General features: G+C 52.0%; 10 protein-coding genes, 4 tRNA genes, 4 rRNA genes, 10 pseudogenes and 1 other annotated feature (1 of these 29 running past the window's edge). Of the genes and pseudogenes, 18 read left to right on the top strand and 10 right to left on the bottom strand.

Annotation, left to right across the window (positions count from 1 at the left end):
- The first annotated feature begins 162 nt into the window (after positions 1-162).
- The 6 genes and pseudogenes from yrbN (at position 163) to tpiA (ending at position 4445) form a co-directional block, all read left to right on the top strand.
- Complete coding sequence (yrbN, locus tag AACL06_RS10625) at positions 163-243, top strand: protein YrbN (RefSeq protein ID WP_149590981.1); 81 nt, start codon at positions 163-165, stop codon at positions 241-243.
- Positions 233-2104, top strand: coding sequence for a DEAD/DEAH family ATP-dependent RNA helicase (locus AACL06_RS06795; RefSeq protein WP_339036553.1), 1872 nt, complete (start codon positions 233-235; stop codon positions 2102-2104). Before yrbN ends, AACL06_RS06795 begins: the two co-directional genes overlap by 11 nt.
- A gap of 229 nt (positions 2105-2333) precedes the next feature.
- Positions 2334-2651, top strand: a pseudogene (locus AACL06_RS06790) (secretion protein HlyD); the annotation flags it as partial.
- Positions 2652-2765: 114 nt separating this feature from the next.
- Positions 2766-3119: pseudogene (locus tag AACL06_RS06785) on the top strand (transposase); the annotation flags it as partial.
- A pseudogene (locus AACL06_RS06780) lies at positions 3120-3551 on the top strand (DUF1454 family protein); the annotation flags it as partial.
- Positions 3552-3677: 126 nt separating this feature from the next.
- Positions 3678-4445 carry a triose-phosphate isomerase gene (tpiA, locus tag AACL06_RS06775; RefSeq protein WP_339036552.1) on the top strand — a complete coding sequence of 256 codons (768 nt, stop codon included), beginning with the start codon at positions 3678-3680 and terminating at the stop codon, positions 4443-4445.
- 130 nt (positions 4446-4575) lie between these two features.
- Here tpiA and AACL06_RS06770 read toward each other — a convergent pair.
- Positions 4576-5492, bottom strand: a pseudogene (locus tag AACL06_RS06770) (sulfate ABC transporter substrate-binding protein); the annotation flags it as partial.
- A gap of 157 nt (positions 5493-5649) precedes the next feature.
- Between AACL06_RS06770 and AACL06_RS06765 the strand changes: the two are divergent.
- Positions 5650-6468: pseudogene (locus tag AACL06_RS06765) on the top strand (IS5 family transposase).
- Between the two features lie 54 nt (positions 6469-6522).
- On the opposite strand, the pseudogene AACL06_RS06760 reads toward AACL06_RS06765, so the two are convergent.
- The 6 genes and pseudogenes from AACL06_RS06760 to AACL06_RS06735 all read right to left on the bottom strand — a co-directional run.
- Positions 6523-6696: pseudogene (locus tag AACL06_RS06760) on the bottom strand (homoserine O-acetyltransferase/O-succinyltransferase family protein); the annotation flags it as partial.
- A 422-nt stretch (positions 6697-7118) separates the two neighbouring features.
- Positions 7119-7235: ribosomal RNA gene (gene rrf / locus AACL06_RS06755) — 5S ribosomal RNA — on the bottom strand.
- Between the two features lie 105 nt (positions 7236-7340).
- Positions 7341-10247, bottom strand: a 23S ribosomal RNA gene (locus AACL06_RS06750).
- A gap of 211 nt (positions 10248-10458) precedes the next feature.
- Positions 10459-10534: transfer RNA gene (locus tag AACL06_RS06745), tRNA-Ala, on the bottom strand.
- A gap of 117 nt (positions 10535-10651) precedes the next feature.
- A tRNA-Ile gene (locus AACL06_RS06740) sits at positions 10652-10728 on the bottom strand.
- A 73-nt stretch (positions 10729-10801) separates the two neighbouring features.
- Positions 10802-12344, bottom strand: a 16S ribosomal RNA gene (locus AACL06_RS06735).
- A 388-nt stretch (positions 12345-12732) separates the two neighbouring features.
- Here AACL06_RS06735 and AACL06_RS06730 point away from each other — a divergent pair.
- From AACL06_RS06730 to AACL06_RS10620, 3 genes and pseudogenes are all read left to right on the top strand, one after another.
- Positions 12733-12894, top strand: coding sequence for a hypothetical protein (locus AACL06_RS06730; RefSeq protein WP_339036550.1), 162 nt, complete (start codon positions 12733-12735; stop codon positions 12892-12894).
- Positions 12860-13730 (top strand): annotated as a pseudogene (locus tag AACL06_RS06725) (IS5 family transposase). The gene AACL06_RS06730 and the pseudogene AACL06_RS06725 overlap by 35 nt, the downstream one beginning before the upstream one ends.
- Positions 13731-13814: 84 nt before the next feature.
- The gene (locus AACL06_RS10620) at positions 13815-14036 is read left to right on the top strand and encodes a type II toxin-antitoxin system YoeB family toxin (protein WP_425336899.1); all 222 of its coding nucleotides are present in this window, start codon (positions 13815-13817) and stop codon (positions 14034-14036) included.
- 151 nt (positions 14037-14187) lie between these two features.
- Here the strand turns inward: AACL06_RS10620 and argS are convergent, their stop codons facing one another.
- On the bottom strand, positions 14188-15918 hold the full coding sequence (gene argS / locus AACL06_RS06720; protein ID WP_339036549.1) for an arginine--tRNA ligase: 1731 nt from the start codon (positions 15916-15918) through the stop codon (positions 14188-14190).
- A gap of 437 nt (positions 15919-16355) precedes the next feature.
- On the opposite strand from argS, the gene AACL06_RS06715 reads away from it, so the two are divergent.
- The 5 genes and pseudogenes from AACL06_RS06715 to AACL06_RS06695 all read left to right on the top strand — a co-directional run.
- The gene (locus AACL06_RS06715) at positions 16356-16517 is read left to right on the top strand and encodes a hypothetical protein (protein ID WP_339036548.1); all 162 of its coding nucleotides are present in this window, start codon (positions 16356-16358) and stop codon (positions 16515-16517) included.
- A pseudogene (locus tag AACL06_RS06710) lies at positions 16450-17352 on the top strand (IS5 family transposase). The gene AACL06_RS06715 and the pseudogene AACL06_RS06710 overlap by 68 nt, the downstream one beginning before the upstream one ends.
- Before the next feature lie 62 nt (positions 17353-17414).
- Positions 17415-17712 (top strand): annotated as a pseudogene (locus AACL06_RS06705) (LacI family DNA-binding transcriptional regulator); the annotation flags it as partial.
- A gap of 68 nt (positions 17713-17780) precedes the next feature.
- The gene (locus AACL06_RS06700; RefSeq protein WP_339038328.1) at positions 17781-17960 is read left to right on the top strand and encodes a DUF1481 domain-containing protein; all 180 of its coding nucleotides are present in this window, start codon (positions 17781-17783) and stop codon (positions 17958-17960) included.
- Positions 17906-18049 (top strand): annotated as a pseudogene (locus AACL06_RS06695) (DUF1481 domain-containing protein); the annotation flags it as partial. The gene AACL06_RS06700 and the pseudogene AACL06_RS06695, both read left to right, overlap by 55 nt.
- 118 nt (positions 18050-18167) lie before the next feature.
- Here the strand turns inward: AACL06_RS06695 and purD are convergent.
- A complete protein-coding gene (gene purD / locus AACL06_RS06690; RefSeq protein ID WP_339036547.1) occupies positions 18168-19454 on the bottom strand; it encodes a phosphoribosylamine--glycine ligase in 1287 nt (428 codons plus the stop codon).
- Positions 19455-19502: 48 nt separating this feature from the next.
- Positions 19503-21092, bottom strand: a complete 1590-nt coding sequence (gene purH, locus AACL06_RS06685; protein ID WP_339036546.1) for a bifunctional phosphoribosylaminoimidazolecarboxamide formyltransferase/IMP cyclohydrolase — start codon at positions 21090-21092, stop codon at positions 19503-19505.
- Between the two features lie 623 nt (positions 21093-21715).
- Here purH and AACL06_RS06680 point away from each other — a divergent pair.
- The 3 genes from AACL06_RS06680 (at position 21716) to AACL06_RS06670 (ending at position 23601) form a co-directional block, all read left to right on the top strand.
- Positions 21716-23258 (top strand): 16S ribosomal RNA (locus AACL06_RS06680).
- 73 nt (positions 23259-23331) lie between these two features.
- A tRNA-Ile gene (locus AACL06_RS06675) sits at positions 23332-23408 on the top strand.
- A 117-nt stretch (positions 23409-23525) separates the two neighbouring features.
- Positions 23526-23601, top strand: a tRNA-Ala gene (locus tag AACL06_RS06670).
- A gap of 73 nt (positions 23602-23674) precedes the next feature.
- Positions 23675-23974 (top strand) — a sequence feature (23S ribosomal RNA rRNA prediction is too short) (it continues 544 nt past the right edge of the window).

Genomic DNA, 23974 nt, shown 5'->3' with positions numbered 1-23974 from the left:
GTTTGCTAAGTGACGAGGGTGAGGGAGAGCAGCTAACAGGCTTGAAAGATGAAGGATTATCAGCCTGATAGACATTGGTTTTACAGCCAAAGCTACCGCCTTCACGGGTGAATGTTTTTTTGTTCGTTTTATAAACTAATTTGAGCCGGTTCACATTTTTCAATGAAAATGACTGAAAATTTTCTCGACGAGTTATGTAGACTGGCTGCCATTATTAATGAGGCATGTGTACATGACTACTGAGTTTAAAATCTCTTTTGCTGATCTGGGGCTATCTGCTACAATCATTTCCGCCCTGACTGACATGGGCTATGAAAAACCATCACCGATCCAGGCTGAGTGTATTCCTCACCTATTGAACGGTCGCGATGTGTTGGGCATGGCGCAGACCGGTAGTGGTAAAACCGCAGCATTCTCGCTGCCACTATTGCATAATCTGCAGGCTGACCTGAAGGCACCTCAGATTCTGGTGCTGGCACCGACCCGCGAACTGGCGGTTCAGGTGGCTGAAGCTATGACTGATTTCTCCAAACACATGCATGGTGTGAATGTTGTGGCTCTGTACGGTGGCCAACGTTATGACGTACAGTTGCGCGCCCTGCGTCAGGGGCCACAAATTGTGGTAGGTACGCCAGGTCGTCTATTAGATCACCTGAAACGCAGCACCTTGAATCTCGCTAACCTGAGCGGCTTGGTATTGGATGAAGCCGATGAAATGTTGCGCATGGGCTTTATTGAAGACGTAGAAACCATCATGGCTAAGATCCCGGCTGAACATCAGACCGCACTGTTTTCCGCTACCATGCCAGAGGCAATCCGCCGTATTACCCGCCGCTTTATGAAAGATCCACAGGAAGTGCGCATTCAGTCCAATATCACTACCCGTCCAGACATCAGCCAAAGCTATTGGACGGTGCACGGCATGCGTAAAAACGAAGCGCTGGTACGCTTCCTGGAAGCTGAAGACTTTGACGCGGCGATCATTTTTGTGCGCACCAAAAATGCCACGCTGGAAGTCGCCGAAACGCTGGAGCGCAGTGGTTGCAGCAGCGCTGCGCTGAACGGTGATATGAACCAGGCGTTACGCGAGCAGACCTTAGAACGTCTAAAAGATGGTCGTCTGGACATCCTGATCGCCACCGACGTTGCGGCCCGTGGTCTGGATGTTGAACGCATCAGCTTGGTAGTAAACTACGATATCCCGATGGACTCCGAGTCTTACGTTCACCGTATTGGCCGTACCGGCCGTGCAGGCCGCGCTGGCCGTGCGCTGCTGTTTGTGGAAAAACGTGAACGTCGCCTGCTGCGCAATATTGAACGTACCATGAAGCTGACTATCCCAGAAGTAGAACTGCCCAACGCAGAACTGCTGGGTAAGCGTCGTCTGGCCAAATTTGCCGCTAAAGTTCAGCAACAACTGGAAAGTCGCGATCTGGACATGTACCGTGCGCTATTGGCTAAACTGCAGCCGGAAGAAGAGCTGGACATGGAAACCCTGGCTGCCGCATTGCTGAAGATGGCTCAGGGTGAACGTCCGATAATTCTGCCGCCGGACCCCGTATTCAAGCCACGTCAGCGTCTTGAGTTCAATGATTGTGACGATCGTGGCAATGATCGCCGCCGTAATATACGTTCAGACAGCCGTGACGGTGACCGTCCGCGCCGTGAACGTCGTGACGTTGGTGAGATGCAACTCTACCGCATTGAAGTAGGCCGTGATGACGGTGTGGATGTTCGTCATATCGTTGGCACTATCGCTAACGAAGGTGATATCAGCAGCCGTTACATCGGTAATATCAAGCTGTTTGCTTCCCATTCCACTATCGAACTGCCGAAAGGGATGCCGGGCGAGATCCTGAATCACTTCACTCGCACCCGTATCCTGAACAAGCCGATGAATATGCAACTGCTGGGTGATGCGCCGCCGAATGAACGCAGTGGCTATAGCCGTCTATTCAACGGCGAACGCCGTGAAGGTGCACCGCGTCGTTCCGCTGGTGGTGGTGACCGTCGCAGCGATAATTTCAACCGTGACGGTAAACCAGCACCGCGCCGTGATGACTCAGCGCCTACGGCTTCTCGCCGTCGGTTTGGTGATGCATAACAGCTGTTTTGACCGTTCGTGGTCAGTGGTACAGAGAACCAGCTTACGGGCTGGTTTTTTTATGCAGCGAAATCTGAAACGTCAATGGTTTAACAGGCTCGCTATCATTATCATAAAAAGAGGATATATTGGAGCGAATTGAGATGGGAACAAGATTATCCCTACCTACCGCTTACACTTTAGGAGTCGATATCATAATGAAAAAAAGATGTTATTGACCCTGCTGCTGATGATAGTGGCGATCGCTATGGCGATCCTGTTCCGTGCGCATAATCAGAATGTGCTGCTACAGGGTGAAGTGGATGCGCCAGAGGTGATCGTTGCCTCCAAGGCCAAATGGCGGGTGATAAAACGCCTGTTAGAGCGTGGCGACAACGTGAAGGGTGGGCAACTGTTGATCCAGCTTGACAGTATGGAGCTGATAGCGTAATTACGTTCTGCACATACGACACGCGTCAAGGCCAAAGCACAGCTCGAACAATAGATGCACGGCACCCGTGAAGAGAGCATCCGCACCTTGTGTGCCGATTTGGCACAAACCGAGGCGTAATACCGTAACGCGCAGAACGATTACAACCGGCGTTGTTGAATAAATCGAACTTTTGGCCGGCACGAGGAAAAGTTCAACATCACCAACTGGAAGGCTTACAACAACGCCCTTATCACTCGGGGTTCACTCACTTACTGGGGGGATGAAACGGCACTTCACGCCTGGTACTGCGAGGCAAAACCTTCTCTGCGTGGTCGCCGACAACATTATTCCGATATGGCAATCACCAGCGTATTGATGCTGAAACGGATTTTCGGCCTGACACTTCGTGCCCTCCAGGGCTTCGTCGACTCCATTTTTACACTGATGAAAGTGCCGTTTAACTGCCCGGACGACACCTGAATCAGTAAGCGGGCGAAGTCCGTCAATGTCCCATTTAAAACCCCAACGCGGGGTGAAATTTTGCACCTCATTATCGACTCTACCGGGCTCAACGTCTTGGGTGAAGGGGAGTGGATGGTAAAGTATAACCGCGTCAACACGATGTTACCGATTGGCGAGTTTCGTGCCATCGCCGCTGCAGAAGACGACTCGACGCTGTTGACCCGTGCCGCCAGCAAACTCAATAAAAATCTCTATGCCTCCACCGCGTTGGAAAAGGGTACTGGCAAAATCAAGACGTTGCAGATCACCTAGTTACCGTTACAACAAAGCGGTGAGGACAAGGCGGCACGCGCCATCGCCATCAGTTATATAGCCGCGCTGATGCGCCAGTTTGAACCGGCGCTGACGGTAGGGCAGAGTCAAGGTAAAGTGACCAGCTTGTTAGTTAAGGGCAAAGGTTCGCGTTTTTATCAACAGCAGGTTGGTGCCATTCGCTATGTGGTATCGGACAATGGCGATAAAGGGGTAACCTTCGCGGTTGAACCGGTTAAGTTGGCGCTATCCACGCCTTGATAACGGGGTATTTAGTGGCGAAAAGCAAAGCCTTTGTGCTTAATTATCTCTATACTGCTGCGCAGGTAAACAGCCAGTTCGGCAGTTGTAATTTCTATTTTGCGTTCCCTTGTTGGAGGAAAAAACATGCGTCATCCATTAGTTATGGGTAACTGGAAGCTCAACGGCAGCACCCATATGGTCAGTGAGCTGATCACTGGCCTGCGCAATGCGTTGAGCCGTGTTGACGGTTGTGGCGTTGCTATCGCCCCGCCGGTTATGTACCTGGATCAGGCTAGACACGCACTGGCGGGCAGCCGTATCGCTTTGGCGGCACAAAATGTGGACATCAACTTGTCCGGTGCTTTCACCGGGGAAATTTCCGCCAATATGCTGAAAGACGTTGGTGCCCAGTACATCATCATTGGTCATTCTGAGCGCCGCATCTACCACAAAGAAACCGACGAAGCGATCGCCGAGAAATTTGCCGTGCTGAAGGAAGCAGGTCTGATCCCGGTATTGTGCATTGGTGAAACCGAAGCGGAAAACGAAGCGGGTAAAACCGAAGAAGTTTGCGCTTGTCAGATTGATGCCGTACTAAAAACCCTAGGCGTGCCAGCCATGAAAGGTGCTGTGATCGCTTATGAACCCGTGTGGGCCATCGGAACTGGCAAGTCTGCCACCCCAGCGCAGGCTCAGGCAGTGCACAAATTTATCCGCGATCATATTGCCAAGCACGATATGGCCACCTCTGCTGAAGTGATCATTCAGTACGGGGGGTCTGTCAACGATAATAATGCCGCAGAGCTGTTTGCTCAACCGGATATCGATGGTGCGCTGGTTGGTGGTGCATCGCTGAAAGCCGATGTTTTCGCTGCGATCTTCAAAGCCGCCGCAGCAGCGAAAAAAGCCTGATCCCTATCCAGCAGCGATAAAGCCCCCAGGTAAACCGGGGGGCTTTATCGCTGCTGGATAGGGATCAGTGCTTGCTGATTTCGTCAAACACGCCCCCGGTCGCGAAGTGCACCTTTTGCGCTTCACCTCAGCCGCCAAAGATCTCGTCCACTGTGAACAGGGTCAGTTTTGGGAACCGAGCGGCAAACTTGGCCGCTACGGCCGCATCACGTGGGCGGTAATAGTTTTTTACGCCGATGGTCTGCCCCTCCGGCGTATACAGATATTTCAGGTAACTTGTAGCTACATCGCGTGTGCCGCGTTTGTCCACCACTTTTTCTACTACCGCTACGGAGGGTTCGGCGAGAATGGATTTACTTGGGATAATAATTTCAAACCTGTCCTTACCCAGCTCTTTTTCCGCCAGCAGCGCTTCGTTCTCCCAAGCGATCAGCACATCACCGATACCGTGTTCAGCGAAGGTATGGGTAGCACCGCGTGCGCCAGGATCCAGCATCTCAACGTTGGCATATAAGCTTTTAACGAAATCCTGCGTTTTGGCTTGATCATTGTTATTGTGGTGCAGCGCGTAGCCCCAGGCCGCCAGGTAATTCCAGCGCGCACCGCCGGAGGTTTTCGGGTTTGGCGTAATCACTGAGACGCCGGGTTTGACCAAATCCGACCAGTTGTGAATTTGCTTCGGTACCAAAAACAATATGGTTGAAGTGAGGTATAAGGTTCCGAGTTTTCCAGCAGGCGTTTGATCCACTCTTTATCGATACGCCCGCGTTCGGCAATGGCGTCCACGTTATAAGCCCGCGCCAGTGTAACCACATCGGCCTTAATGCCGTTAATCACTGAGGTTGCCTGCTTGCCGGAGCCAACGTGTGACTGGCGCACCCTGCCCTTATCGCCGGTCTTTTGCTGCCAGTATTTGCTAAACGCGGTGTCATATTCTTGATAGAACTCGCGCGTTGGATCGTATGAAACGTTCAGCAGTTATATCTCTTGCGCCATGGTGCCGAAGGCCAACAGCACCGATGTTAAACCTACACTCCATTTGCGCAGCGACAGGCTCTCCAAGGAAAATTAAGCGCAACCATAATCGGTTGATTTAACCCCAGAGAGGCGTTGTTGAATAAATCGAACTTTTGGCCGGCACAAGGATCAGATCACTCTCCTTCTGTCAAAATAGCGACATTCCGTGGCCTAGCAAAAGTTCAACATCATCAACTGGAAGGCTTACAATAATGCCCTTATCACTCGGGGTTCACTCACTTTCTCGGTGGATGAAACGGCACGTCACGCCTGGTACTGCGAGGCAAAAACTTCTCTGCGTGGTCGCCCACCACATTATTCCGATATGGCAATCACCAGCGTATTGATGCTGAAACGGATTTTCGGCCTGACACTTCGCGCCCTCCAGCGCTTCGTCTACTCCATTGTCACACTGATCAAAGTGCCGTTGAACTGCCCGGACGACACCTGCATCAGTAAGCGGGCAAAGTCCGGCCATGTCCCGTTTAAAACCCCAACGCCAGGTGAAATTGCGCACCTCATTATCGACTTTAGCGGGCTCAACGTGTTGGGTGAAGGTGAGTGGATGGCAAAAAATACGGTCAGGAAAAACGGCGGATCTGGCAAAAACTGCATTTGGCCGTAGATACAGAAACACATGAGGTCATCTGTGCTGACCTTTCTTTGAGCAATGTCACCGATACCGAAGCCTTCCCAGGTCTCATCCGTCAGAGGTACCGTAACATCAAAGTCGCCTCGGCGGATCTGGCTTAGGATACGCGAGTGAGTCATGATGAGTTAAGGGGCAAGAAGCTCAAGGCGTTAATACCGCCCAGCAGCGGAGCCCGTTATTGGTCGGCAGACTATGCAGAGCGAAATCAAGCGGTGGCGAACCAGCGCCTTACCGGAGACAACACACGGTGGAAAAGTATGACAGGCTGCCACCGACGTTCGATAGCCGAAACAGCGATGTGCATTAAACAAGATGACGCTCGCCGGTATGCCAGAAAGTGTACGCCTTGCCTGAAAGCTGCCCATTCAGGGGACTCTTTATTCCAAATCCGATTTATTCAACAAAGCCGAGCAAACGTAAAAACTGGTTTTCTGTCTCGATCTTCTTTGGCATCAGATTCAGGAGCAGCACTTTCAACGACCTGATTTCTTGTGTTTTTGCCCGAGAAGATGTCATTACAAAGACATTCTCATTACGCAAGAAACTCACCGTGGATAGCTCATCATGAACACTAATCGGCATTACTTGACTCTTACATATCCACTTGGATGTTTAGCTATCTATATACCTAAGCATAGCGTTTTTAAAAATGGATGTCGCGTAATCAGTTGGAAGGTGAAAAAATTTCATCGCTGTGGTGCCAGGTAGAAATCGGCAGTTTTTTCAAGGCAGAAAAATCAAGAGGCCTCCTCACGAATGGCCACTTGGCTTAATTGATACCAGCAGTATTACAGCTCATTCTAAACTCACACCTAGCGGATCGCCGCAGGCGAACGCCCGTCAGCGGGCTTTCCTGCTCACTTCCCTTCAGCTCGCTGTCAAGCAACGCCTAAAGTGTTCCCGACTCTTTCGTTTCACCTGCACAGGATCAGGCCGTTGACTCTCGGTAACACACAAAGCAAGAAGCCCCATGCTTACGCATGAGGCTTTCTACCTTATTTGATGCCTGGCAGTGTCCTACTCTCACATGGGGAGGCCCCACACTACCATCGGCGCTACGGCGTTTCACTGCTGAGTTCGGCATGGTATTCAGGTGGGGCCACCGCGCTATCGCCGCCAGGCAAAGTCTGTTTTATTCTCGGCCGTTACTGACGTAACCACCAGAACCAATCTCGGAACTTGCTGAAAATAACCTACCCCTGCCTCTAACACACCTTCGGTGTTGTAAGGTTAAGCCTCACGGCTCATTAGTACTGGTTAGCTCAAAGCATCGCTGCTCTTACACACCCAGCCTATCCACGTCTTCGTCTTAAACGTGCCTTCAGGGACCTCTCAGACCCAGGGAAGACTCATCTCGAGGCCAGTTTCGCGCTTAGATGCTTTCAGCGCTTATCTGTTCCGCACTTAGCTACCGGGCAATGCCATTGGCATAACAACCCGAACACCAGCGGTGCGTTCACTCCGGTCCTCTCGTACTAGGAGCAAACCCTCTCAATCTTCCAACGCCCACGGCAGATAGGGACCGAACTGTCTCACGACGTTCTAAACCCAGCTCGCGTACCACTTTAAATGGCGAACAGCCATACCCTTGGGACCTACTTCAGCCCCAGGATGTGATGAGCCGACATCGAGGTGCCAAACACCGCCGTCGATATGAACTCTTGGGCGGTATCAGCCTGTTATCCCCGGAGTACCTTTTATCCGTTGAGCGATGGCCCTTCCATTCAGAACCACCGGATCACTAAGACCTACTTTCGTACCTGCTCGAGCCGTCACTCTCGCAGTCAAGCCAGCTTATGCCTTTGCACTAACCTCACGATGTCCGACCGTGATTAGCTGACCTTCGTGCTCCTCCGTTACTCTTTGGGAGGAGACCGCCCCAGTCAAACTACCCACCAGACACTGTCCTCACCCCGGGTCACGGGGCAAAGTTAGAACATCAAACATTAAAGGGTGGTATTTCAAGGGTGGCTCCTCGCAGACTGGCGTCTACGATTCACTGCCTCCCACCTATCCTACACATCAAGGCTTCATGTTCAGTGTCAAGCTATAGTAAAGGTTCACGGGGTCTTTCCGTCTTGCCGCGGGTACACTGCATCTTCACAGCGAGTTCAATTTCACTGAGTCTCGGGTGGAGACAGCCTGGCCATCATTACGCCATTCGTGCAGGTCGGAACTTACCCGACAAGGAATTTCGCTACCTTAGGACCGTTATAGTTACGGCCGCCGTTTACTGGGGCTTCGTTCAAGAGCTTCGCCTTGCGGCTAACCCCATCAATTAACCTTCCAGCACCGGGCAGGCGTCACACCGTATACGTCTACTTTCGTGTTGGCACAGTGCTGTGTTTTTATTAAACAGTTGCAGCCAGCTGGTCTCTGCGACTGGCTTCAGCTCCCTCCGATACGGAATTCACCTACATGCCAGCGTGCCTTCTCCCGAAGTTACGGCACTATTTTGCCTAGTTCCTTCACCCGAGTTCTCTCAAGCGCCTTGGTATTCTCTACCTGACCACCTGTGTCGGTTTGGGGTACGATTAAAAGTGACCTGATGCTTAGAGGCTTTTCCTGGAAGCAGGGCATCAACAGCTTCTGCACCGAGGTGCATCGTCATCGCGCCTCAGGTTTTATGGCATTCTGGATTTACCCAGAACTCCCCCTACACGCTTAAACCGGGACAACCGTCGCCCGGCCTGCCTAGCCTTCTCCGTCCCCCCTTCGCAGTCACTCTCAGTACAGGAATATTAACCTGTTACCCATCGACTACGCTTTTCAGCCTCGCCTTAGGGGTCGACTCACCCTGCCCTGATTAACGTTGGACAGGAACCCTTGGTCTTCCGGCGAGCGGGTTTTTCACCCGCTTTATCGTTACTTATGTCAGCATTCGCACTTCTGATACCTCCAGCACCCCTTACAGGACACCTTCAACGGCTTACAGAACGCTCCCCTACCCAACAGCGCATCAGCGCCACTGCCGCAGCTTCGGTGCATGGTTTAGCCCCGTTACATCTTCCGCGCAGGCCGACTCGACCAGTGAGCTACTACGCTTTCTTTCAATGATGGCTGCTTCTAAGCCAACATCCTGGCTGTCTGGGCCTTCCCACATCGTTTCCCACTTAACCATGACTTTGGGACCTTAGCTGGCGGTCTGGGTTGTTTCCCTCTTCACGACGGACGTTAGCACCCGCCGTGTGTCTCCCATGATAACATGCTTCGGTATTCGCAGTTTGCATCGGGTTGGTAAGCCGGGATGGCCCCCTAGCCGAAACAGTGCTCTACCCCCGAAGATGAATTCATGAGGCGCTACCTAAATAGCTTTCGGGGAGAACCAGCTATCTCCCGGTTTGATTGGCCTTTCACCCCCAGCCACAGGTCATCCGCTAATTTTTCAACATTAGTCGGTTCGGTCCTCCAGGTGGTGTTACCCAACCTTCAACCTGCCCATGGCTAGATCACCGGGTTTCGGGTCTATACCTTGCAACTTTTCGCCCAGTTAAGACTCGGTTTCCCTACGGCTCCCCTATGCGGTTAACCTTGCTACAAAATATAAGTCGCTGACCCATTATACAAAAGGTACGCAGTCACACCTTAACGGTGCTCCTACTGCTTGTACGTACACGGTTTCAGGTTCTCTTTCACTCCCCTCACTGGGGTTCTTTTCGCCTTTCCCTCACGGTACTGGTTCACTATCGGTCAGTCAGGAGTATTTAGCCTTGGAGGATGGTCCCCCCATATTCAGACAGGATGTCACGTGTCCCGCCCTACTTATCGAACTCACAGCCAGTGCATTTTAGTGTACGGGGCTATCACCCTTTACTGCGCGACTTTCCAGCTGCTTCCACTAACACACCCACTGATTCAGGTTCTGGGCTGGCCCCCGTTCGCTCGCCGCTACTGGGGGGATCTCGGTTGATTTCTTTTCCTCGGGGTACTTAGATGTTTCAGTTCCCCCGGTTCGCCTCGTCAAGCTATGTATTCACTTAACGATAGTGTGACGTATCACACTGGGTTTCCCCATTCGGGTATCGCCGACTATAACGGTTTATATCACCTTACCGACGCTTTTCGCAGATTAGCACGCCCTTCATCGCCTCTGACTGCCTAGGCATCCACCGTGTACGCTTAGTCACTTAACCTTACAACCCGAAGGTGTCTCACTTCGCATTGCAAACAGGTGAGTATCACTATGACAACTTGACCCTTACCCCAATACATCTATGCAGGGGATAAGTTTCAGCCGTCATTTTTCAATTTTCAGCTTGTTCCAGATTGTTAAAGAGCAAAGTACTTCAGAGCATACTGTTGCCAGTACGCTCTGAAGTAGTGAAGCACCACACTCGGACTTTATGGTGGAGCTAAGCGGGATCGAACCGCTGACCTCCTGCGTGCAAGGCAGGCGCTCTCCCAGCTGAGCTATAGCCCCGTACAGTAACTTGTAGAGACTTTTGAGATCAAAGCTTCTTTTTTTCTAGGCAAGGTATGGTGTTGCGACGCATATTTAAATATGTGAGCGCTACCATGACGCAGCATAGAAGAGAAGTGGTAGGCCTGAGTGGACTTGAACCACCGACCTCACCCTTATCAGGGGTGCGCTCTAACCACCTGAGCTACAAGCCTATTAAGGTATTTCTGCTCGCTACTTTCATCAGACAATCTGTGTGAGCACGCCACACAAGTCAATATCTTTCGGTAAGGAGGTGATCCAACCGCAGGTTCCCCTACGGTTACCTTGTTACGACTTCACCCCAGTTATGAATCACAAAGTGGTAAGCGCCCTCCCGAAGGTTAAGCTACCTACTTCTTTTGCAACCCACTCCCATGGTGTGACGGGCGGTGTGTACAAGGCCCGGGAACGTATTCACCGCAGCATTCTGATCTACGATTACTAGCGATTCCGACTTCATGGAGTCGAGTTGCAGACTCCAATCCGGACTACGACGTACTTTGTGAGGTCCGCTTGCTCTCGCGAGGTCGCTTCTCTTTGTATACGCCATTGTAGCACGTGTGTAGCCCTACTCGTAAGGGCCATGATGACTTGACGTCATCCCCGCCTTCCTCCGGTTTATCACCGGCAGTCTCCTTTGAGTTCCCGACTTTAATCGCTGGCAACAAAGGATAAGGGTTGCGCTCGTTGCGGGACTTAACCCAACATTTCACAACACGAGCTGACGACAGCCATGCAGCACCTGTCTCAGAGCTCCCGAAGGCGCCCCTCCATCTCTGGAGAGTTCTCTGGATGTCAAGAGTAGGTAAGGTTCTTCGCGTTGCATCGAATTAAACCACATGCTCCACCGCTTGTGCGGGCCCCCGTCAATTCATTTGAGTTTTAACCTTGCGGCCGTACTCCCCAGGCGGTCGATTTAACGCGTTAGCTACGGAAGTTACCCCTCCAGGGCGCAACCTCCAAATCGACATCGTTTACGGCGTGGACTACCAGGGTATCTAATCCTGTTTGCTCCCCACGCTTTCGCACCTGAGCGTCAGTCTTTGTCCAGGGGGCCGCTTTCGCCACCGGTATTCCTCCAGATATCTACGCATTTCACCGCTACACCTGGAATTCTACCCCCCTCTACAAGACTCTAGCTTGCCAGTCTCAAATGCCGTTCCCACGTTGAGCGCGGGGATTTCACATCTGACTTAACAAACCGCCTGCGTGCGCTTTACGCCCAGTAATTCCGATTAACGCTTGCACCCTCCGTATTACCGCGGCTGCTGGCACGGAGTTAGCCGGTGCTTCTTCTGCGAGTAACGTCAATGCAATGTCTTATTAACACATTACCCTTCCTCCTCGCTGAAAGTGCTTTACAACCCGAAGGCCTTCTTCACACACGCGGCATGGCTGCATCAGGCTTGCGCCCATTGTGCAATATTCCCCACTGCTGCCTCCCGTAGGAGTCTGGACCGTGTCTCAGTTCCAGTGTGGCTGGTCATCCTCTCAGACCAGCTAGGGATCGTCGCCTAGGTGAGCCATTACCCCACCTAACAGCTAATCCCATCTGGGCACATCTGATGGCGTGAGGCCCGAAGGTCCCCCACTTTGGTCTTGCGACATTATGCGGTATTAGCTACCGTTTCCACTAGTTATCCCCCACCATCAGGCAGTTTCCCAAACATTACTCACCCGTCCGCCGCTCGTCACCCAGAGAGCAAGCTCTCTTGTGCTACCGCTCGACTTGCATGTGTTAGGCCTGCCGCCAGCGTTTAATCTGAGCCATGATCAAACTCTTCAATTGAAAGCTTGATATGCTTCAACGTGTGAAGCGCTGCTTAAAGATTTACTGCATGAATGTTACTTTAGTTAGTCACTCTTCAAGACTTGATATTTTTTCGTCCCAGAAAGGAAGGACGGGATATTGTCTTGTGGAGTGCCCACACAGATTGTCTGATAAATTGTTAAAGAGCGGTGGGTCAGCCGCAGCACAGCGGCAAGCTTGGGGTGGCGTACACTACGCTTTCCCTCTGAAGAGTCAAGCCATTATTTTGGCTTTTCCCTTGCTGATCCGGCGGCGTAGCTGCCGAAATACCGGGTCAGTGGGGGCGCATTATAGGGCGTTCTCAGCAGGCCGCAACACCTAAATGCAAAAAAATTTTTAAACACGTTTTTTTAAGCAAAAGGGGGCGTTGTTGAATAAATCTAACTTTTGGCCGGCACGCGGATCAGATCACTCTCCTTCTGTCAAAATAGCGACATTCCGTGGCCCAGCAAAAGTTCAACAACACCAACTGGAAGGATTACAACAACGCCCTTATCACTCGGGGTTCACTCACTTGCTGGGGGGATGAAACGGCACTTCACGCCTGGTACTGCGAGGCAAAACCTTCTCTGCGTGGTCGCCGACAACATTATTCCGATATGGCAATCACCAGCGTATTGATGCTGAAACGGATTTTCGGCCTGACACTTCGCGCCCTCCAGGGCTTTGTCGACTCCATTGTCACACTGATCAAAGTGCCGTTGAACTGCCCGGACGACACCTGCATCAGTAAGCGGGCAAAGTCCGGCCATGTCCCGTTTAAAACCGCAACGCCGGGTGAAATTGCGCACCTCGTTATCGACTCTAGCGGGCTCAACGTGTTGGGTGAAGGGGAGTGGAAAGTAAAAAAATACGGTCAGGAAAAACGGCGGATCTGGCGAAAATTGCATTTGGCCGTAGATACAGAAACACATGAGGTCATCTGTGCTGACCTTTCCTTGAGCAATGTCACCGATACCGAAGCCTTCCCAGGTCTCATCCGTCAGAGGTACCGTAAAATCAAAGTCGCCTCAGCGGATCGGGCTTAGGATACGCGAGTGTGTGATGATGAGTTAAGGGGCAAGAAGCTCAAGGCGTTAATACCGCCCAGCAGCGGAGCCCGTTATTGGTCGGCAGACTATGCAGAGCGAAATCAAGCGGTGGTGAACCAGCGCGTTACCGGAGACAACACACGGTGGAAAAGTATCACAGGCTACCACCGACGTTCGATAGCGGCAACATCGAGGTATAGAGTAAAACAGCTATTTGGTGGTCACCTGTCGCTGCGAGATTATGATGGGCAAGTTGCAGAGGCGCTGGCACATAATCTGTGCATTAAACAAGATGACGCTCGCCGGTATGCCAGAAAGTGTACGCCTTGCCTGAAAGCTGCCCATTCAGGGGACTCTTTATTCCAAATCCGAATTCCAAATCCGAATTCCAAATCCGATTTATTCAACAAAGCCATATTTGCAAGAAAATAACGTAAAGGTCGATGGGCGTGTCTGCCGGTTTACTAAGGTCACTAATACCAATCCGTTTACTGGCATCAGTAAGCTGGAACGACGTCGTCACCACAAAAATTCTGCTCTGTATTCACTGTGTATAGATAGAGAACATAGACTTGTTTACAGCATCGCAGACGTTGAGTTAACGCTAATTTCTTGCTGCTATAACTACGAAAGGATTTGATATCCTCCACATCATTTATAGTGTGGAGGATGTCAATGAAATGCTGGCCGCTGTGCCACAGCAATGGCATGTGTGAAGGTCACCTGATGCCTTAAACGAACAGCATTAGCCACCATGGTGACCCTTTTTGCTATCGAGCGAACGACATGGCTCACATGCGTTCAACGGTTTCGATACCCAACGTATCCAGGCCGGTTTTCAGTGTTCTGGATGTCAGCAGAGCCAACTTTAAGCGACTCTGACGCACTACTTCATTGTCGCCATTGAGGATCTGGCAGTGTTCATAGAAGCTGGAGAACAGCCCAGCCAGCTCGTACAGGTAGCTACACATGATATGCGGTGTACCTTCACGCGCCACCGCAGTGAGTGCCTCTTCAAACTGTAGCAGGCGCGTTGCCAAGGCGATTTCATGCTCTTCGCTCATTACCAGAAGCAGGGTTAGGTTGCTTTCGTCAATCCCTGCGCGTTTGAATACCGACACGATGCGGGTATAGGCGTATTGCATATAAGGTGCGGTATTGCCTTCGAAGGCCAGCATGTTATCCCAGTTGAAGATATAGTCAGTGGTTCGGCTTTTTGATAGGTCAGAGTATTTCACTGCGCCGATGCCGACCACGCGAGCCAGTTGAGTTATTTCTTGTGCTGGCATATGAGGATTTTTGCTCGCGATCAACTGCCCGGCGCGTTCGATGGCTTCATCTAACAGATCAGACAGTTTCACTGTTCCACCAGCGCGGGTTTTAAACGGCTTGCCATCTTTGCCTAACATCATGCCCAACAAGTGGTGTTCCAGTGAAACGGACTCCGGCACATAGCCCGCTTTGCGCACGATAGCCCAGGCTTGCATCAGGTGCTGATGCTGGCGTGAATCGGTGTAGTACAGCACACGGTTGGCACCCAGGGTTTCGTAACGGTATTTGGCACAGGCGAGATCGGTGGTGGTATATAGGTAGCCGTTATCCTTTTTCTGGATGATGACGCCCATCGGCTCCCCATCCTTGTTCTGGTATTCATCAAGGAATACCACGGTGGCATCTTCGCTTTCCACCGCCAGCCCTTTGGCCTTCAGATCGGCGACGATGCCTGGCAGCATTGCGTTGTAGAGGCTTTCGCCCATCACGTCGCCTTCAGTCAGGGTTACGTTCAGGCGGTTATAGATGAGCTGGTTTTGTGCCATGGTGATATCGACAAGCTTACGCCACATTTTCTGGCAGTAAGGGTCGCCGCCTTGTAGCTTGACCACGTAGGCGCGGGCGCGCGCGGCGAATTCGCTATCTTTATCATAATGTTTCTTGGCTTGGCGATAGAACTTTTCCAGATCGGACAGACCCATGTCGCTGGCATTTTCATTCTGCATTTTTTCTAGATAGGCGATCAGCATGCCGAATTGGGTGCCCCAATCGCCTACATGGTTGGCGCGGATCACGTTGTGACCCAAAAATTCCAGAGTACGCGCGGCAGCGTCACCGATAATGGTAGAGCGCAAGTGACCGACATGCATCTCTTTAGCCACATTTGGTGCCGAGTAATCGATAACAATAGTTTGCGGTTCAACCGCTGTAACACCGAGTTTTGGGACGTTCAACACCCAATCGATCTGGCGGGCTAGCCATGCACTGTTCAGGAAAACATTGATAAAGCCGGGGCCAGCGATCTCCACTTTGCTAGCGATGTCACCAAGCTCCAACAATTGCAGCACTTTTTCTGCCAGTTGGCGCGGTGGCATGCCAAGTTTCTTGGCAGCCGACATCACGCCGTTGACCTGGTAATTACCAAATTGCGCTTTGGCTGACTGACGTACCTGCGCTTCGCAATCTGCTGGCGCGCCTGCGGCAATCAGTGCTTGGTTGACTTTATCTGAGAGAAAAACCTGAATATTCAACTAGTTACCTTAATGACGAACGCGGGGTATTGTGCCATTCCCCTGAGGGATTCTAAAGAGGGGATCAGAGGGTGCCGACCCACTAAAAATAGCCTGTAATGTAATTGTAACCGATCTACTGTGTCGAGTCAGCAGTTGATGAGGATCTAGCGATGAAAGATCCATCGCAAGATCTGTCTTCACTAAAGCGTGGTAATTAGGTAACAGAAGGGGAGAAAGTAAACAGACCAAGTTTTTATTGGGCGACCAGCACGCAAAGTGTGGTTGCTGCGTAACTTAAAGTGGCGATAAATAGCGGATGCAGCTATACCCTAAAAATTTCGCGTTGCAGGAAGTCGGCAACGCAGTAGATCCCCAGGTGTTTACCCCATTAAGTAACGGGGGTGAGCGGGGAAAGCTAACGCACAAGCAACGTGAAATATGATGGGTATAAGGCGTTGTTGAATAAATCGAACTTTTGGCAGGGACGAGGATCAGATCACTCTCCTTCTGTCAACATAGCGACATTCCGTGGCCCAGCAAAAGTTCAACATCACCAACTGGAAGGCTTACAACAACGCCCTTATCACTCGGGGTTTACTCACTTGCTGGGGGGATGAAACGGTACTTCACGCCTGGTACTGCGAGGCAAAACCTTCTCTGCGTGGTCGCCCACCACATTATTCCGATATGGCAATCACCAGCGTATTGATGCTGAAACGGATTTTCGGCCTAACACTTCGCGCCCTCCAGGGCTTCGTCGACTCCATTGTCACACTGATCAAAGTGCCGTTGAACTACCCGGACGACACCTGCATCAGTAAGCGGGCGAAGTCCGGCCATGTCCCGTTTAAAACCCCAACGCCGGGTGAAATTGCGCACCTCGTTATCGACTCTAGCGGGCTCAACGTGTTGGGTTAAGGCGAGTGGATGGCAAAAAAACACGGTCAGGAAAAACGGCGGATCTGGCGAAAACTGCATTTGGCCGTAGATACAGAAACACATCAGGTCATCTGTGCTGACCTTTCCTTGAGCAATGTTACCGATATGGAAGCCTTCCCAGGTCTCATCCGTCAGAGGTACCGTAAAATCAAAGTCGCCTCGGCGGATCGGGCTTAGGATACGCGAGTGTGTGATGATGAGTTAAGGCGCAAGAGGCTCAGGGCGTTAATACCGCCCAGCAGCGGAGCCCGTTATTGGTTGGCAGACTATGCAGAGCGAAATCAAGCGGTGGCGAACCAGCACGTTACCAGAGACAACACACGGTGGAAAAGTATCACAGGCTACCACCGACGTTCGATAGCGGCAACAGCGAGGTACAGAGTAAAACAGCTATTTGGTGGTCACCTGTCGCTGCGATATTATGATGGGCAAGTTGCAGAGGCGCTGGCCATGATCTGTGCATTAAACAAGATGAGGATCGCCGGTATGCCAGAAAGTATACGCCTCGCCTGAAAGATGCACATTCAGGGAACTCTTTATTCCAAATCCTATTTATTCAACAAAGCCGGGTTAACGTGAAATTGGATGAAATCGCCCGCCTCGCGGGTGTTTCGCGCACAACGGCCAGCTATGTTATCAATGGCAAAGCAAAGCGGTATCGTGTCAGCGATAAAACCGTCGAAAAAGTGATGGCCGTAGTCAAGGAAAATAACTATCACCCTAATGCTGTCGCCGCAGGATTGCGTGCCGGAAGAACCCGCTCTATCGGCTTGGTGATACCGGATTTGGAAAAATACCAGTTATACCCGTATCGCCAACTATCTGGAGCGTCAGGCGCGTCAGCGTGGCTATCAGTTGTTGATCGCCTGTTCGGTAGCGACGCTGATGGTCGTTGGGATTCCACCCAGCTACGCTTTGCCGATGACGGCACAGTGAGCTTTATGCAGCGCCAACTGGCGACCCGACGCGAGCAATTGTCCAGCGACGAAATCGCACTGTATCAGTACCAGGCGCTGCGTCTCCTTGAGGTAAGTGATGCCCTGCGCGCAGAGGCAAAGTTAAACTGTTGCAAGGGCGTTGGCTGCGGGGTGAGGTACAAACCTGCGATGGGCAGTGGTTGAAACCGGGATTGATTGCTAATTCCGAAGCCTGGATTGAACAGTGGGCGCGCAACAGCGGCTAACTGGTGAATATCGCTTGGTTAGACGCGCCAAAATGGCGTGCACTGCTGCTAGTGGCAAACGACGACTTATGCCGCTGGGAACCAACGAGGATCAACTATAGGAGGCCCCGCAGTGCGGAGCCTGTATGTGTGTCAGGTATTCAGATCACTTGCCGCGTGCGATCGCCCGATAGCCGATATCCTTGCGACAGAAGCTGCCTGGCCACTGAATGCCTGCCGTCAACTGATAAGCGCGTTGCTGCGCTTGTTCAACCGTTGCGCCCAGTGCAGTCACACAGAGTACTCGGCCACCGCTGGTTACTACCTCATCATCACCCTGCATGCATGTACCAGCATGGAACACTTTACCGTCAGCATATTCCTGCTGTGACAGCCCCTGAATGACCTCGCCGCTGTGGTAATTGCCCGGATAGCCACAGGCCGCCATCACTACGCCAAGAGCAGGGCGTTCATCCCAGTCGGAGGTTTTCTCGCCCAGTTTGCCTTCTGCTCCCGTCAGACACAGCTCTACCAAGTCGGAACGCAGGCGTAGCATGATTGGCTGGGTTTCAGGATCGCCGAAGCGACAATTGAACTCAATCACTTTCGGCTGACCATCGGCAGAGATCATTAGCCCGGCATACAGAAAGCCAACGTAAATGTTGCCTTCCGCCGCCATGCCACGCACCGTTGGCCAGATCACCTGATCCATGGCGCGCTCGTGGATTTCGTCAGTCACTACGGGTGCCGGAGAGTAAGCACCCATGCCACCGGTGTTCAGGCCGGTATCGCCATCGCCGACGCGCTTGTGATCCTGGCTGGTGGCCATCGGCACCACATGTTCACCATCAACCATCACAATAAAGCTGGCTTCTTCACCGGCAAGGAACTCCTCCACCACGATGCAGTGGCCGGCGTCACCGAAAGCGTTGCCGGCCAGCATATCCTGCACTGTGTCTTCCGCTTCAGCCAGCGTCATGGCAACGATTACGCCTTTGCCAGCTGCCAGGCCATCGGCCTTAATAACGATTGGCACGCCTTTACTCAGGATGTAAGCTAGCGCCGGTTCAACTTCAGTGAAGTGCTGGTATTCAGCGCTGGGAATGTTGTGGCGTGCCAGGAAATCTTTAGTGAAGGCTTTGGAACCTTCCAATTGAGCGGCTGCCTGCGAAGGCCCGAAGATTTTCAGGCCAGAGGCCTGGAAGGCGTCAACCACACCAATAACTAGCGGCGCTTCTGGGCCAACAATGGTCAGGCCGATATCATGGCTCTGAGCAAAGGCAAGCAGTGCCGGGATATCGATGGAAGAGATCGCCACATTTTCCAGCTTGGCTTCCAGCGCGGTGCCAGCGTTGCCCGGCGCGACAAAGACTTTATCCGCCAGCGGCGACTGGGCAGCTTTCCAGGCTAGCGCATGCTCACGCCCGCCGTTACCGATAATTAAAATATTCATCAAATGCTCCACGAATAGCGTGCACCGTAGCACACGAAATAAAAGGGATTAATGGCGGAAGTGGCGCATGTCAGTGAAGATCATCGCCATGCCATGCTCATTGGCGGCAGTAATCACTTCGTCATCTCTGATCGAACCGCCCGGCTGGATCACACAAGTGATGCCGATCGCAGCAGCAGCATCAATGCCATCGCGAAACGGGAAGAAGGCGTCAGACGCCATTGCAGAACCTTTCACTTCCAGACCCTCGTCTGCCGCCTTGATACCGGCGATCTTAGCTGAATACACGCGACTCATCTGTCCGGCACCTATACCAATAGTCATATTGCCGCGCGCATAGATGATAGCATTGGACTTCACGAACTTGGCCACCTTCCAGCAGAACAGCGCATCGCGTAACTCCTGTGCGCTTGGCTGGCGCTCAGACACTACGCGAAGATCGTCTTCATTCACCATGCCCAGATCACGATCTTGCACCACCAGACCGCCGTTAACGCGTTTGAAGTCAAGGCCAGCAACGCGATGCTGCCACTGACCGCAGGCCAGCACACGCACGTTCTGTTTGACCGCCAGCACTGTACGGGCTTCTTGGCTGATGCAGGGTGCGATAATCACCTCCACGAATTGGCAGCTGATGATGGCCTGCGCAGTTGCGGCGTCCAGTTCACGGTTAAAGGCGATGATACCGCCGAACGCTGAGGTAGGATCGGTCTGATAAGCACGCTTGTAGGCCGCTAAAATGTTGTCGCCAATTGCCACACCGCAAGGATTGGCATGTTTGACGATCACACAGGCTGGTTCGGTGAACTCTTTTACGCACTCCAGCGCGGCGTCAGTGTCGGCGATATTGTTGTACGACAGCGCCTTACCCTGCAACTGGTTAGCGGTAGCCACGGAAGCTTCTCGCACGTTCTCTTCTGTATAAAAAGCAGCCTGCTGGTGAGTGTTCTCACCGTAGCGCATATCCTGCTGTTTGATGTAGTTAAGGTTCAGGGTGCGAGGGAAGCGGCCTGAGGGTTGTTTGGCATCACCGTGGTAGGCTGGCACCAACGTGCCAAAGTAGTTAGCGATCATGCTGTCATAGGCAGCGGTATGTTCGAAGGCTTTGATCGCCAGATCGAAACGGGTAGCGTATTGCAGTGAACCGCTGTTGTTATCCATCTCGGTAATGATAGCAGCATAGTCGCTACTCTTTACCACGATGGCGACATCTTGATGGTTCTTGGCAGCGGAACGTATCATGGTTGGGCCGCCGATATCGATGTTTTCGACCGCATCTTCCAGTGAGCAGCCCAAGCGCGCTATGGTTTGGGCAAACGGATACAGATTTACTACCACCATTTCGATCGGTTTAATACCGTGTTGTCTCATGATGGTGTCGTCTTTACCACGGCGACCGAGAATGCTGCCGTGGATTTTAGGGTGCAGGGTCTTGACTCGTCCGTCCATCATCTCCGGGAAACCGGTATAGTCAGAAACTTCGGTAACAGGCAAATTGGCCTCTGCCAGCAGGCGGGCGGTGCCGCCAGTTGAGAGCAGTTCAACGCCCCTGCTTAACAGCGCTTCGGCGAATTCAACAATACCGGCTTTGTCAGACACGCTGAGCAGAGCCCGGCGGATTGGACGAGGTTGTTGCATGGTTTTATCCCTTGGCTTTTGGAGTCGTAATATAGAGCGTTACGTGAATTTCCACCTTAATGAGGGGGGGGGTCAGGCACAAATTAAGGTCACGCTCCCTAAAGGGGGGGAACGTTTTTATCGCAGGGGATTGTAGCGAAAACGTTTGCGTGACGCTCGTAAATTTTCCGTGCAAATCGCTCCTGTGGATAAATTTGTGCACAAATGGGTATAAGGTGGGATAATGGGTATAAGGTGGGATGTTGCTATGGAATGCAGCAAACAACCGTTTTTGTTGAAAATACCTGTTGCGGCCTGCCGAGAACGCCCTATAATGCGCCCCCACTGACCCGGTATTTCGGCAGCTACGCCGCCGGATCAGCAAGGGAAAAGCCAAAATAATGGCTTGACTCTTCAGAGGGAAAGCGTAGTGTACGCCACCCCAAGCTTGCCGCTGTGCTGCGGCTGACCCACCGCTCTTTAACAATTTATCAGACAATCTGTGTGGGCACTCCACAAGACAATATCCCGTCCTTCCTTTCTGGGACGAAAAAATATCAAGTCTTGAAGAGTGACTAACTAAAGTAACATTCATGCAGTAAATCTTTAAGCAGCGCTTCACACGTTGAAGCATATCAAGCTTTCAATTGAAGAGTTTGATCATGGCTCAGATTAAACGCTGGCGGCAGGCCTAACACATGCAAGTCGAGCGGTAGCACAAGAGAGCTTGCTCTCTGGGTGACGAGCGGCGGACGGGTGAGTAATGTTTGGGAAACTGCCTGATGGTGGGGGATAACTAGTGGAAACGGTAGCTAATACCGCATAATGTCGCAAGACCAAAGTGGGGGACCTTCGGGCCTCACGCCATCAGATGTGCCCAGATGGGATTAGCTGTTAGGTGGGGTAATGGCTCACCTAGGCGACGATCCCTAGCTGGTCTGAGAGGATGACCAGCCACACTGGAACTGAGACACGGTCCAGACTCCTACGGGAGGCAGCAGTGGGGAATATTGCACAATGGGCGCAAGCCTGATGCAGCCATGCCGCGTGTGTGAAGAAGGCCTTCGGGTTGTAAAGCACTTTCAGCGAGGAGGAAGGGTAATGTGTTAATAAGACATTGCATTGACGTTACTCGCAGAAGAAGCACCGGCTAACTCCGTGCCAGCAGCCGCGGTAATACGGAGGGTGCAAGCGTTAATCGGAATTACTGGGCGTAAAGCGCACGCAGGCGGTTTGTTAAGTCAGATGTGAAATCCCCGCGCTCAACGTGGGAACGGCATTTGAGACTGGCAAGCTAGAGTCTTGTAGAGGGGGGTAGAATTCCAGGTGTAGCGGTGAAATGCGTAGATATCTGGAGGAATACCGGTGGCGAAAGCGGCCCCCTGGACAAAGACTGACGCTCAGGTGCGAAAGCGTGGGGAGCAAACAGGATTAGATACCCTGGTAGTCCACGCCGTAAACGATGTCGATTTGGAGGTTGCGCCCTGGAGGGGTAACTTCCGTAGCTAACGCGTTAAATCGACCGCCTGGGGAGTACGGCCGCAAGGTTAAAACTCAAATGAATTGACGGGGGCCCGCACAAGCGGTGGAGCATGTGGTTTAATTCGATGCAACGCGAAGAACCTTACCTACTCTTGACATCCAGAGAACTCTCCAGAGATGGAGGGGCGCCTTCGGGAGCTCTGAGACAGGTGCTGCATGGCTGTCGTCAGCTCGTGTTGTGAAATGTTGGGTTAAGTCCCGCAACGAGCGCAACCCTTATCCTTTGTTGCCAGCGATTAAAGTCGGGAACTCAAAGGAGACTGCCGGTGATAAACCGGAGGAAGGCGGGGATGACGTCAAGTCATCATGGCCCTTACGAGTAGGGCTACACACGTGCTACAATGGCGTATACAAAGAGAAGCGACCTCGCGAGAGCAAGCGGACCTCACAAAGTACGTCGTAGTCCGGATTGGAGTCTGCAACTCGACTCCATGAAGTCGGAATCGCTAGTAATCGTAGATCAGAATGCTGCGGTGAATACGTTCCCGGGCCTTGTACACACCGCCCGTCACACCATGGGAGTGGGTTGCAAAAGAAGTAGGTAGCTTAACCTTCGGGAGGGCGCTTACCACTTTGTGATTCATAACTGGGGTGAAGTCGTAACAAGGTAACCGTAGGGGAACCTGCGGTTGGATCACCTCCTTACCGAAAGATATTGACTTGTGTGGCGTGCTCACACAGATTGTCTGATGAAAGTAGCGAGCAGAAATACCTTAATAGGCTTGTAGCTCAGGTGGTTAGAGCGCACCCCTGATAAGGGTGAGGTCGGTGGTTCAAGTCCACTCAGGCCTACCACTTCTCTTCTATGCTGCGTCATGGTAGCGCTCACATATTTAAATATGCGTCGCAACACCATACCTTGCCTAGAAAAAAAGAAGCTTTGATCTCAAAAGTCTCTACAAGTTACTGTACGGGGCTATAGCTCAGCTGGGAGAGCGCCTGCCTTGCACGCAGGAGGTCAGCGGTTCGATCCCGCTTAGCTCCACCATAAAGTCCGAGTGTGGTGCTTCACTACTTCAGAGCGTACTGGCAACAGTATGCTCTGAAGTACTTTGCTCTTTAACAATCTGGAACAAGCTGAAAATTGAAAAATGACGGCTGAAACTTATCCCCTGCATAGATGTATTGGGGTAAGGGTCAAGTTGTCATAGTGATACTCACCTGTTTGCAATGCGAAGTGAGACACCTTCGGGTTGAATGTTTGATGCTCTAACTTTGCCCCGTGACCCGGGGTGAGGACAGTGTCTGTTGGGTAGTTTGACTGGGGCGGTCTCCTCCCAAAGAGTAACGGAGGAGCACGAAGGTCAGCTAATCACGGTCGGACATCGTGAGGTTAGTGCAAAGGCATAAGCTGGCTTGAC

The organism is Serratia symbiotica (Periphyllus acericola) (genome assembly GCF_964019515.1).
Classification (GTDB): Bacteria; Pseudomonadota; Gammaproteobacteria; order Enterobacterales; family Enterobacteriaceae; genus Serratia; species Serratia symbiotica_D.
This window is presented reverse-complemented; position numbering and strand designations above follow the sequence as displayed.